Source organism: Planococcus sp. BI3 (assembly GCF_056680115.1).
The window spans coordinates 1882236-1894465 of the sequence record NZ_CM155266.1; the positions used below are offsets into that span (position 1 = coordinate 1882236).

The following is a 12230-nucleotide window of genomic DNA, read 5'->3' on the forward strand; positions in this document are numbered from 1 at the left end:
CCATACAGGAATTTTCACATCGCCAGCGAATACTATCCACTATCCTACTTGGACTGGAGGAATAGCAGATCATGAAAATGAAGACAAAACTCAAATCGAAGCTGTCGCGGACGTTTTCCAGTAACTTCACGAAGGCTTACCAAAAATTCACCATGAGCCATATGAAGGAAAACAAAAACTTGCCCGAAGCCTTTTTGCCAAAACCGTTGGAACAGTGCAAAGTGGCACTGGTTTCGACCGCGGGTGTCCACTTAGAGTCGGACAAGCCATTTGATGTCGACAACCCGGCTGGCGATCCTTCGTTCCGGATCATACCGGCAGACGTCACGGAACAGGAGTTGACGGTGACGCATCTCTATTTCGATACGAAGTTCGCCAAAACCGATCCGTCCATCGTCTTTCCGCTCCAACAGTTGAAAGACGCAGCCGCGGAAGGCGTAATCGGGCAGGTTTCGGGGATCCACATCGGATTGAACGGCGGGATTTTGGACACGACTATAGCCGAGAAGGACTTTATCCCTGAAGTGGTTAAGCTGTTCCACAACGAAGGAATCGATGCTGCGCTATTGGTGCCTGGCTGAGGATCCTGCCATAATGTGCTGGGGCTGTATGCCCGGGCTTTAGAAGCTTCAAACATTCCAACAGCCATGGTCACCTTGTTTCCGGAAATCACGGAAAAAGTCGGTGCTCCGCGCACACTCCATGTCCCCTTTAAAATGGGACGGTCATGCGGTGAACCCTTCGACTTCGATACGAGAAAAAGAGTGGTGGACCAATTGCTTCAGCTGTTAGCCCGCTCTTCTGGAATGAGGGCCACCTATGAGGGCAAGTAATAGCTATAGCGATGTAAGGCTTTAATTGACAAGCCTTTACCCGTTCGATGATTCTGCAGGTTTCTTTAATAGACACACTGTCAGCTAGTAAATGGACAAATCATTAGTAATTGCATACACGAAGAATATCCAAACTGTGTGTATCAAAAAAAGGCGGCACCGACAACTCATCGAGTTGTTGGTGCCGCCTTTTAAATACACTGGCGAAAAATGAAGGAGCAGAAAAGAAAAAACGTTTATCTCGAAAGTATGTCTGTTAGGAGAGTGGATAATTCAACGTCGATCCTGTCTTATCGAGCTCTTACTGCTTTTTTGGCTTCTGTCTTTTTAAGCACGCCAATGCCCATTTCTTTCGCTTCCAGGTTGACCGCTTTAATTAAACTGAAAGTCATCAAAACAATCACCAGGGAAAATGGAAATGCCACGATAATCATGGTATTCTGCAGCGCCTGCAGTCCGCCTGAATAAAGAAGGACCAGCGCTGTAGTGGATAGGAAAAAGCCCCAGATCATTTTTATCCGTACGCTTGGGAAAAGTGACCCATTCGATGTCATCATCCCAAGAACATACGTGCCTGAATCGGCAGATGTGACGAAGAAAGTGATGATGATCAGAATGGTCAAAATCGACAAGGCTAAACTGAATGGATACTGCTCCAGCAATCCGAAGAGCGAGGCTTCCAGCGGTAATGCGGAAAGTGCCACAGCACCTGTATTTTCTCCTGAAATCGCCGCAGTCCCAAGTGTCGAGAACCAAATAAACCCGATAAGCGAAGGAATCAACAAGACGTAAACGACAAATTCCCGGATGGTTCTGCCTCTTGAAACTCGGGCAATGAAAATACCGACAAACGGCGACCAGGCAATCCACCAAGACCAGTAAAAGATGGTCCAGCCATTGATCCATTCGCGGCCTTGTTCATTAAATGGAGCCAAACGGAAACTCATATTGACGAATGTCTGGACATAAGCACCGAGAGTGTCAGTGAACAAGTTCATTATCAACAAAGTCGGTCCGAAGATCAGCACACAAATGAACAGGACAGCCGTCAACCCCATATTGGCGTTGCTTAAAATCTTGATCCCTTTGCTTAGGCCGGTTGATGCTGAAACCAAAAACAAAACCGTCAGCACAAGAACGATGACGAGCTGCATCAAGAAACTCGCTGGAATGCCAAACAGGTAAGTCAAGCCGCCGTTGATTTGCGCGGTACCGAACCCAAGTGTGGTGGCCACTCCAATGACTGTTGAAACAACCGCAATGACATCGATCGCTTTTCCGAGAAGGCCGTCAACCCGATCGCCCAGCAGCGGACGCAATGTCTTGCTGATTAACCCGAGCTCGCCTTTTCTGAATGTAAAGTAAGCAACGGTCAGTCCGACAATCCCATAAATGGCCCATGCGTGGATGCCCCAATGGAAAAACGTGTACCGCATGGCGTCTTTTGCTGCCTCGTCGGTTCCCGTGATGCCTGTTGGTGAACTAATCGCAAAATGGCTAAGTGGTTCAGCCGTTCCGTAAAAAATCAATCCAATGCCGACACCGGCACTGAAAATCATCGCAACCCAAGTCGGGCGTGAAAACTCAGGCTTTTCATCCTGTTTTCCAAGTCTGATCCGGCCAACTGGGCTGAATAAGAAATACGCACAAACTGCTACAAAAAACGTGACAACCAATAAATAATACCAGCCAAAATGCGTGGTGATAAACGCCTGCATATTGCCGGTTACTTTTTCCAGCGTATCGGGCATGGTGATACCGAACAAAACAAGTACCAACATGATAGACACTGAACTAAAAAATACTCCTGAAACTTTTTTCATCTTAATGTATAGCTCCCGTCTAAAATTATTAGCGGCGGGTTTACTTCCATTGGACAACATATGTAAACATGCAAAAACCAATATAACTCTTATTTTTTTATGAAGCAATCGCATTTAACCCATTAAACTGTTCAAATCTGCTAACTGACCTGGACCGTCTTCCACTTAACTAGTTGTTTTTAAAACCTTGTCAAACTGGCCTATTCCTAAGCTTTTTCATTCTGGGAACGAGCGGTATTTTGTCAGCCAAAACCGTCCGCTTCCACTTCCGTGTCACTTTATTTTTCTGAGTCAACAATCAATTATACACGATTTTCCTCAAAATTTCAGCAGAATTAGACAAATTCAGCTGAATGCACCCGGTGGTTCTGAATAAAAAAACCTAAGAAAACCCTTTGTTTCCTTAGGTTCCCGCGCCTTACTCGGCAGACTAAATAAATCATTAAATAAATCATTATTTCCGAATATCTTAAGAAGATGCGGTCACAGAACGTCCCTCAGACCGATTTATCCATCCGGAGCTAAAAACTATTAAAGCTGTTTTCAACAGACTATAATTCAAGTAGTCAGAAAATTTCAGGAAATGAGGAGGATATTTGTGAATAAAACAGCAGTTGAGACATTATTCGTTAATCATTTTGTAGATGGCATCTTGGATCCCGGGAAAGAAATGCTGGGGCCCGTGAAAGACGGCGGAACGATTATCGCCAATACGGCTCCTGGTTGCTGGGGACCTATGATCACCCCAAGCATCAAAGGCGGACATGAAGTGACAAAGCCGGTTTACGTAGAAGGAGCGGAACCGGGAGATGCCATCGCCATCCGGATCCAATCCGTTACCGTGACTTCCCAGGCCACCGCTTCCGGCAACGATAAAATGATTGAAGACCGTGCAGATGGCGACGGTTACGTAGCCGCCAAATGTCCGGAATGCGGCACCAAGAATCCCGAAACCGTCATTAAAGGCATCGGCATGGAAGCGATACGCTGTGCGAATTGCGGAGCAGACGCGACACCTTTTGTCTTCACCAACGGCTATACCATCTTCTTCGGTGAAAAAGGCGATGTCGGCCTGACCTTGCCGCAGGAAGCTGCCGAGACGATTGCTCGTGATGGGCGTGCTTTTATGAAAACCCCGGAAGCTTCAGTACAGAATCCGGTGGTGACCTTTGCGCCGCACGACCTGGTCGGCACGATGGCCCGCATGCGGCCGTTTCTTGGCCAGTTGGGGACAACTCCATCCCGTCCGACGCCAGATTCCCATAATGCAGGTGACTTTGGTTCCTTCCTGGTCGGTGCTGCCCATGATTACAAGAGCACACAGGAAGAATTGGAGACCCACCGGACAGACGGCCACTTGGATGTCAACCGGGTGCGCGCCGGTGCTGTATTGATTTGTCCGGTGAAAGTTGCCGGTGGCGGCATTTACCTCGGCGATATGCACGCCATGCAAGGCGATGGTGAAATCGCCGGGCACACGGCTGATGTTTCGGGCATTGCCCATCTGCAGGTCCATGTTCTCAAAGGCTTGACGATCAAAGGGCCGATCTTGCTGCCGAATGTTGAAGATCTTCCTTATACAGCCAAGCCTTTCACTGCGGAAGAAAAACAATCTGCACAACAAATCGCAGACACCTGGAACGTCACCAAAATCGAGAAATCCTATCCGGTATCCTTTATCGGCTCCGGACCGAACTTGAATGACGCCACGGAAAATGGACTCCAGCGCGCCGCAGATCTTTTCGGTGTGACGGTTCCGGAAATCATGAACCGCTCCACCATCACCGGAGCTATTGAAATTGGCCGCCACCCCGGCGTCGTGACCGTGACTTTCCTGGCCCCTGAACAGTATCTGAGAAAAGCTGATTTATTCGAACTGGTAAAAAATCAATACGGAGAATAGAAATAACCGCCATTCCCAACAAAGGAATGGCGGTTATTTTTGTATGTGGCTGCTCTAGTTCTGCTTTAAGTCTTTGCCTAAATGGAGAAAGCCGCCAAACCAATTATCAATCCTGTTTCATTGAAAACTCAGTTCCCGATCCTCAAAGCCCCATCTTTGTTCTGCAGCACGGCCAGAATACTCATTGCGGCGAGCAGGCTCGTCTTCGGGTTGCTCGGCATCGGATTGTTTTCGACCTGCAGCTGCAGCTTTCCGAAACTCCCTTCCGCTACGATGGTATGGGTATTCCGTTCAACCGCTGGATCGACGATGATGCGCACGGTTGTTTTCTCCATACCGATTCCCGCAAGCGCCAACGTCATCGCCACGTTGACGTTCTTCGGGAATTGTCCGACTGCCTCGGATGCGGAACCTTCAAAGATTACCATTTCTTCGTGTGCTTCGATCCCGAGTGACGCCGGTGATTTTCTGGTTGTCAGCTGCACCCGTTCCAAGCCGCCAGCCGCTTTCGCTGACTTCAAGACGTCCAATCCACCGATGGCACCGGACGGCAGGAAAATCTGCGTGCCTGCAGATTCCGCCTGATTTTTGACTTTATTCAAGAAATCCGCATCTTTGAACACACCGATGCTGCCGACAACAAGGTCTTTCTTATGGGCGACGACATCCTGCAGATAAACGGCAGCCGCTTCCACAGTAGCTGCCTCCACGACGATATCGAGCGGCGTCTTCAGGAATTCCTGGATATCCGTATAAAAATCGGCGTCAAACTGCTCACCTAAACGGGGGCCCACTTCCCGGTTGCGCCCGAATACGGCGGTAATTCTTCCGCCGGCCATATGATTGATGTTCACCTGTTCCAATAAATACGCAGCAATATTTCCCGTGCCTATGATTCCAATATTCATGGTTAGCCTCCTTCTATAGTTGAATAAACCTTCTTTGAATTTTACTTTCGTGAGAAAAGATAGTAATTCATATACTTTTGGAATTGTTACTTCCGGATACAGCTTGCTAGTCCCATCTTACTCTATTTCACAATTTCCCAGCTACCCAAGACGTTCCCTGCGACCGGATAGGGACTGGAATTGCCCCAAAAGAAATCTTTAGTAAGGAAATCACCATTTTACACGGATAACTTTATCTTCTGTTAAAGGCTCTTCAAAAAAACTGAATTTTAAGAAAATAACTTGATATTTGATTAGACTTCCTATATAATAGTAGTGCATATTAAAGAACAGAGAATCTTAGCCTACCAAAAAATCTAATGTTCCACAGGCTAATGAATGCAAAAACATAAAAAAACAGACAGAGCCAAAGCAAGAAAGTCTGCTATTTGTGGAGATGCGATCTTGTATAAAAGGGTAAGGTTGATGGTTGTAAAGCTTATTGCCATCAGTTGGAGAGAAAACAGACCTGTCTCACTGCCTGTCCCAAAGAGCAAAGGTTTTCCCGGTGCCACTGAAGCTTGAGCTAAGAACCGGATCCGAAAATCACAATCCCGTACCCGGATCAAAAGCTATTCGTTCACCCACTGAGGAGGAACATGGTATGTGGAATATCAAAAAGAGTATTTATATTGATCGGCCGATTGACGAGGTTTATCATTTCGCAATCGATCCGACTAACTGGTTTCAATGGTATGTGGGCCTTTCAGAGCCCGAAAATTTAGTCGGCAAAGGAGAAACCGGGACTGTTGTAGACCTGAAATACACCATGCTGGGGATGCATTTTCCAATTAAAGTCGAAGTGCTCGATACGTCCAAAAATGGAGACAGCTATTCATGGAAAGGCACCGTCAAAGGGGCGATCACTTCCCAACAATTCTGGACATACGTTCCTGAAGGAGAAGGCGTAGAAATCTCTCTCGACATGAATTATGAACTGCCAGGAAAATTGATTGGGAAAGTAGCGAATACGCTCATCATCAAAAAACTGATGGATAACTCCATGGAGCAGACCTTGAACAACTTGAAGGCTGTTTGTGAAACTTCTGACACCTACAGCATGAAGTGAATGGATGAGAGTTCCTTTTTAAAAACCAACTGATGAACCCTTACAATCATCAATTTATAACAGCCGCTCTGATGGATTCCATCGTAGAGAGCGGCTGTTTTTTATGCGCCTGAGATATGTGGCTCATCTCCTATCCGTTCACCTCTAAAAGAAAGTCTGGTTTAGAACATGCCGGAATATTTTTTGGATGAAACTCGGAGTCATGTGGCGGTTTCTGCTTATCTATCCCATGCAATAGGACGCAATTTATACATAAAAGAAAGAATATTCAGTCAAAAAACGTTATTTTATCAATGATTTGCTTTACACTTAAGAAAAGAGAACGGTGGGAGGCGAAGACCATGGAGATGGCTGCGGCGCTCATCGGGGGCATCGGCTTGTTTCTGCTTGGCATGCAGATGATGACCGGAGCATTGAAAGAGCTGGCAGGTGAGTTTATCAAAGACTGGATGAACCGCATTGCCGGCAGAACCGGCCGCGCCATATTTTCCGGCGCTTTGATCACGGCGATCATCCAGTCGTCGACGGCAGTGACGCTGCTGACGATTGGCTTTGTCAGCGCAGGCTTGCTGCCTTTCCGGCAATCGATTGGCGTCATCATGGGAGCCAATATCGGCAGCACGAGTACCGGCTGGCTGGTGTCGCTCATCGGTTTCAAGGTGGACCTAATGGCGTGGGCGCTGCCGATCGTCGGAATTGGGGTGCTGGCACAGATGGTCCTCCCAAAGCACAAGACCGCATACGCCAAGGCCTTTGTCGGGTTCGGCATGTTGTTCCTTGGCGTCGGGGTGCTGCAGACAGGCATGGCGGATCTGCAGGCAGTGGCATCACTCGAAGGACTGACGAACATCTTTTTGCTGATTGCTGTCGGTGCCATCATGACTGTCATTATGCAATCATCTTCCGTCGCTGTGGCAACGACATTGGCGGCGCTGTTCTCTGGCATCATCGGTTTTGAACAAGCCGCCTATCTGGTTATCGGCCAGAACATCGGTACCACATTAACCGCGGCACTGGCCGCAATCGGCGCAGGCACAGCGGCAAAACGGGCCGGGCTGACACACGTGCTGTTCAATCTGGGTACGGCGTTTCTCGCTGTGCTGCTCGCTCCCCTTTTGTTGTGGGCGACGCGCAGCCTAAGCACGGCCCTCTTCGGCACATTTGACGCAGCTGTCGGCATCGCAATTTTCCACACATTGTTCAATGTGCTTGGCGTGCTGGCATTTGCAGCGGTGATGCCATGGTTCGTTCGGTTGCTGGAATGGCTGCTGCCTGAAAAAGGCGACCCCCTGCTGCATCATTTGGATGCGTCAGTGGCAGGTATCCCGGAAGTCGCCGTCGAAGCGGTGCACCGCACCATCCAGCTGATCCTGGCAAAACTTTTCGGACTGGCCCACAAGGTGCTTGCTGGCGGCGATGCCACCCCGGAAGAGATTGCTTTATTGCATAATGCAGCGATGCAGGTGCGGACGTTTCTTGCAAAAATCGAGACGATGTCGCCTGACGTTTTCAACCGCCATGTACAAATTCTGCATGCACTCGACCATATCGACCGGCTGCTGCAGGTGCTCAGTGAACCGGCTGCCAAAGGCGCAAACCGGCTCCATCCAGGGCTTGCCGAACGTTGGATGCCATTGATGAAAAATGCCGAACAACGCATTTCCGATGATGAGGCGATGCCGGTATTGCTGGCAGAACTCAGCGATGCATCAGCAGCCATGGCCAACCACCGTAAAATCCGCCGCGACGAATATTTTGTACGTGCCGCAAAATCCAGCGACGAGCTGGATCTGGTGCTGAAAAAAGTAGAGGCATTGCTGTGGTATGACGGCGTACTCTACCATTTCTGGCGTGCAGTGGCGCGGCTGGGTGATTGAAACTTCCGATGGAATATACGACCTTATACTGGAGTGGAATGTTTAGCGACGAAAGGAGAATCCAGCTATGAAAATATTTGTGAGGATTTTGATCATCGTAACGGCACTATTCCTAATCGGTGTGGTTGCTGTCTTATATGCCCTCTACAGCTCAGATCCGGCACAGCAGGAGGTTTTGGAAGAAAAGACTTTCAATGAGGAAATTGAAAGCATGGAAATCACCGTGGAAAATTCCCGCGTGGATTTTCTGCCGAGTGATGACGGCTCTTCCCGCATCGTGCTGACAGGCAATAGCGATGATTTCACGTTGGAAACAGATGTGTCAGGCGGCCGCTTGGCCATTGAAGTCGAAGACCGATCCGGATTTTTCGTGTTCGGCATTAACCGCTCTTCCACCCTGCAAGTCTATGTTCCCGCAAACGGGCTTGCGTCGCTTGTCGCAGACAGCATTAACGGCGCCATTGATGCAAAAGATATCCAAGCCGCTGAACTGTCGCTTAAAGCGAATAATGGCCGCATCGAAGTGGAAGCGGTCGAAAGCGACAAGGTCGATGTCGAAACAGCCAATGGCCGCATTAAGCTGACAAACATGGAAGCTGACATGACCGTCCGCGCGTCGAACGGCCGGATCATGTTCACGGACGTGTCAGGCGAATTACAGGCGAAGGCCAATAATGGCCGCATCGATTTGACTGCCGATACGCTGGATTTTCCGATCGACTTTGAAACAAATAATGGGCGTATTGAAATCCATACCGAAAACGAACCAACCAATGCCCGCATCGAGGCGCGCGTTGATAACGGAAGCATTGATGTGTACGGACAAGATTCCGGAGAAGTCAGTTTCGGAAGCGGCAGCGTGCTGATCAATCTTGTTTCAAATAATGGCCGCATTGTTGTGGAGTGAAAGGAGAGGACCCTATTGGAAATGAAACTCAAAGGAATACGATTTTCGGATAACAGGGAGTTTTCGTATATAGAAGCTGGTGACCCGCTCGGCATCCCGCTCATTTTGCTGCACGGCATCGGGGATTCCTGCCGGACATTCGAGCTGCTGCTTCGCCATTTCCCTGGCCGAATCCGTGCCCTCGCTTTTACCCAGCGCGGGCATGATGGCAACGATCTGCCTGAAACCTCATACAGGACACGGGATTTCGAAACGGATTTACTGCAGTTCATGAATGCAGCAGCTATTCAAAAAGCCTTTATCTTAGGGGCATCGAGCGGCGGTTTTACTGCAAGGAAATTCGCAATCCATCATCCAAAGCGGGTTCTCGGGCTCATTCTGGTCGGTGCGCCTTCCGCGCTCGGCGACAAACCCGATATCGTCAAAGTGCAGGAATCCACGTTGTCCCAGTTAACCGATCCCATCAGCCTGGATTTTATCAAGAGTTTCACTGAAGGCCTTTTCGCTAAGCCGGTTTCTTCTGATTTCCTGGACATGGTGAACCGTGAATCCCAAAAAGTGCCGGCACGCGTCTGGAAAAAAACCAGCGAAGCCTTGCTGAAAGAAAAATTTCCAGATCAGCTGCAGCAAGTGAAAGCCGTCACCCTCATAATCTGCGGCGGACAGGACACCATCACATCACGCAAGGAGCAGGAAGAACTCGCGAACGCCATTTCTGATGCCCGCCTCACCATTTTTCCGCAACTTGGCCATATGCTGTACTGGGAAGACCCCAAAAACCTTGCTGAAGAAATCACTCTTTTTATCGACGAGGTATGGATGGGTCCCGAGGCAGCGAAATCTAAATATGAGTGAATAAAACAGCCCCTCTCAGTTCTGTGATCAGTCTATAACGAAAGGCGGCGCTGAGCATGTTCGAGGAAATGAGGTCACGGTTTGTATTTGGCTCGATGTTTGGCGCGTCCATCGTGTCGGTTTTCATCCTGTTGCAGGCCACGGAAAACGTGCTTGTCATCGATATTGCGCTGCAGCTGATGTTTTACATCGTCTTGCCGGCGTGGGTTCTCAGTTACCATTTCAAAAAACGCGGCGTAAAACTGCGCCAAGTCTTCTTCTTTCGCGGCACCGCACGCTGGCTGCTGCCGGTCTTCGGGCTCACCGCACTGCTGATGGCATTTTCCATCAGCATGATTTGGCTGCTGTTGCGGGCGCTCATGTCCATCTCCCCCGCTGCCGTCGAGTTCGTGTTCACGCCGCAGCCGCTCCCCGATGCCTTATGATACTTGGTTGCGACCGGATTCATTATAGCGGTCATCGCGCCGATCGCAGAAGAGTTCGTGTTCCGCGGGCTGATCCTGAATCGGCTGATGGCAAAATTCGGCTTTTGGAATGGCCTCGGCTTAGCGAGTGCGATTTTCGGCATCTTCCACATCAACTTTTTCGGTGCCTTCCTGTTTGCCGTGGTGGCGTCGCTGTTGTATTTGAAAACCGGCAATTTGCTGGTGCCAATTTTGCTGCATATTGCCAATAACACCATCGCCGTTTACCAAAGTTTCGTCAACTCGTCTTTTCCGCAATCGCTGATGGTGACGAGTATCAATGACTTGTATACGAAAAGCCTGCCGAACTTCATTGTGCTGATCAGCAGCTTGGTGCTGCTGCTGTTTGTCATTGCGCGGATGGCTCGGGGGATGGAAAATAAGCTGGAAGAAAGCCACAGCGTTTGGAAATGAATCCCCAGGAATCGACAAGAGAGGCTGGCCTGTTTGCTTGAATTCCACAGCGTCGCAGGATTGGTATTGTGGGTATATTATTTACATCATTTCACAGTTAACCAGCAGTTCCCATTTGGTCCCTGTGCTCCGCTCAATTATGACTATTTACTGCTCACCATATAAATACAATAGAAATCCTTTAAACCGTTGATTTTGCTGGTTTTCGCATGCAGCATTCCCGCATATCTTGAATTGTGTTTTACACAGGGGCCTCATTAAGTCTAAAAGGAAAGGCGGTGCTGGGGGATGTCTGAGGAAAAGAAATCATCAAGTGTGTTCGGCTGGATGTTGGGCGCATCTATCGTGTCCATTTTCATCCTGCTGCAGGCCACACAAAACGTGCTCCTTCTCGATGTTGCCATGCTGTTGGTTTTCTATATTGCCTTGCCGGTGCCGTTCGTCCACTACCATTTCAAAAGACGCGGCGTAAAACTGCGCCAAGTCTTCTTCTTTCATGGCACTGTGCGCTGGCTGCTGCCAGTCCTTGGACTCACCGTGCTGGTGACATCATTTTCCATGACCATCTACTGGCTGCAGTTGCGGGGACTCATGTCTATCGCCCCCACTGCGGTAGAGTTGGCGCTTATGCCACAGCCGATTCCAGACGCGGTATGGTACTTGGTGGCGATTGCCTTTATTTTGGCGGTCATCGCGCCGATTGCGGAAGAGTTCGTGTTCCGCGGGCTGATCCTCAATTGGCTGGTGGCGGGATTCGGCTTCTGGAAAGGAATCGGCTTGTCGAGTCTGATTTTCGGCATTTTTCATATCAACTTTTTTGGCGCCTTCCTGTTCGCCGTGGTGGCTTCGCTCCTGTATTTGAAAACCGACAATTTACTGATGCCGATTTTACTGCACAGCGCTAATAACGTAGTCGCCGTTTACCAAAGCTTCGTCAATCCGTCTTTTCCGCAATGGCTGATGGTGGCGAATATCAATGATCTGTATACGAAAAGTATGCCAAATTTTATTGTGCTGATTACCAGCCTGGCGCTGCTGCTTTTCGTTATCGCATGGCTTGCTCATGGGTTGGAAAACAAAGTAAGAGAAGTTCGTCTCTTATGGAAATGAATTCCTAGGGATGCCCAAGCGATGATAG

At 49.0% G+C, this 12230-nt stretch carries 12 protein-coding genes; 10 read left to right on the forward strand and 2 right to left on the reverse strand.

What is annotated here, in order from left to right; all coding sequences use genetic code 11:
* The first annotated feature begins 71 nt into the window (after window positions 1-71).
* The gene (locus AC1MEO_RS09450) at window positions 72-581 is read left to right on the forward strand and encodes a glycine/sarcosine/betaine reductase selenoprotein B family protein (RefSeq protein WP_480335884.1); all 510 of its coding nucleotides are present in this window, start codon (window positions 72-74) and stop codon (window positions 579-581) included.
* Between the two features lie 15 nt (window positions 582-596).
* Window positions 597-833, forward strand: a complete 237-nt coding sequence (locus AC1MEO_RS09455) for a hypothetical protein (protein ID WP_480335886.1) — start codon at window positions 597-599, stop codon at window positions 831-833.
* Between the two features lie 290 nt (window positions 834-1123).
* Here AC1MEO_RS09455 and AC1MEO_RS09460 read toward each other — a convergent pair whose 3' ends face one another.
* On the reverse strand, window positions 1124-2656 hold the full coding sequence (locus tag AC1MEO_RS09460) for a BCCT family transporter (protein WP_480335888.1): 1533 nt from the start codon (window positions 2654-2656) through the stop codon (window positions 1124-1126).
* Window positions 2657-3254: 598 nt separating this feature from the next.
* Here AC1MEO_RS09460 and AC1MEO_RS09465 point away from each other — a divergent pair.
* The gene (locus tag AC1MEO_RS09465) at window positions 3255-4559 is read left to right on the forward strand and encodes an acetamidase/formamidase family protein (protein WP_480335889.1); all 1305 of its coding nucleotides are present in this window, start codon (window positions 3255-3257) and stop codon (window positions 4557-4559) included.
* Between the two features lie 128 nt (window positions 4560-4687).
* On the opposite strand, the gene nadX is transcribed toward AC1MEO_RS09465, so the two are convergent.
* On the reverse strand, window positions 4688-5467 hold the full coding sequence (gene nadX, locus AC1MEO_RS09470) for an aspartate dehydrogenase (protein ID WP_480335890.1): 780 nt from the start codon (window positions 5465-5467) through the stop codon (window positions 4688-4690).
* A 643-nt stretch (window positions 5468-6110) separates the two neighbouring features.
* Between nadX and AC1MEO_RS09475 the strand changes: the two genes are divergently transcribed.
* The 7 genes from AC1MEO_RS09475 to AC1MEO_RS09505 all read left to right on the forward strand — a co-directional run bounded on the left by AC1MEO_RS09475 (window position 6111) and on the right by AC1MEO_RS09505 (window position 12202).
* Entirely contained in the window at window positions 6111-6575 is a 465-nt protein-coding gene (locus tag AC1MEO_RS09475; RefSeq protein ID WP_480335891.1) for an SRPBCC family protein, read from the forward strand.
* A 341-nt stretch (window positions 6576-6916) separates the two neighbouring features.
* A complete protein-coding gene (locus AC1MEO_RS09480; RefSeq protein WP_480335893.1) occupies window positions 6917-8452 on the forward strand; it encodes a Na/Pi cotransporter family protein in 1536 nt (511 codons plus the stop codon).
* A gap of 67 nt (window positions 8453-8519) precedes the next feature.
* On the forward strand, window positions 8520-9359 hold the full coding sequence (locus tag AC1MEO_RS09485; RefSeq protein WP_480335895.1) for a DUF4097 family beta strand repeat-containing protein: 840 nt from the start codon (window positions 8520-8522) through the stop codon (window positions 9357-9359).
* A 21-nt stretch (window positions 9360-9380) separates the two neighbouring features.
* The gene (locus tag AC1MEO_RS09490) at window positions 9381-10214 is read left to right on the forward strand and encodes an alpha/beta fold hydrolase (protein ID WP_480336068.1); all 834 of its coding nucleotides are present in this window, start codon (window positions 9381-9383) and stop codon (window positions 10212-10214) included.
* Window positions 10215-10270: 56 nt separating this feature from the next.
* The gene (locus tag AC1MEO_RS09495; RefSeq protein WP_480335896.1) at window positions 10271-10639 is read left to right on the forward strand and encodes a hypothetical protein; all 369 of its coding nucleotides are present in this window, start codon (window positions 10271-10273) and stop codon (window positions 10637-10639) included.
* A gap of 3 nt (window positions 10640-10642) precedes the next feature.
* Window positions 10643-11092 (forward strand): CPBP family intramembrane glutamic endopeptidase, encoded by a 450-nt coding sequence (locus AC1MEO_RS09500; protein ID WP_480335898.1) that lies wholly within the window; start codon window positions 10643-10645, stop codon window positions 11090-11092.
* A gap of 288 nt (window positions 11093-11380) precedes the next feature.
* A complete protein-coding gene (locus tag AC1MEO_RS09505; RefSeq protein ID WP_480335900.1) occupies window positions 11381-12202 on the forward strand; it encodes a CPBP family intramembrane glutamic endopeptidase in 822 nt (273 codons plus the stop codon).
* The last annotated feature ends 28 nt before the right edge of the window (window positions 12203-12230 follow it).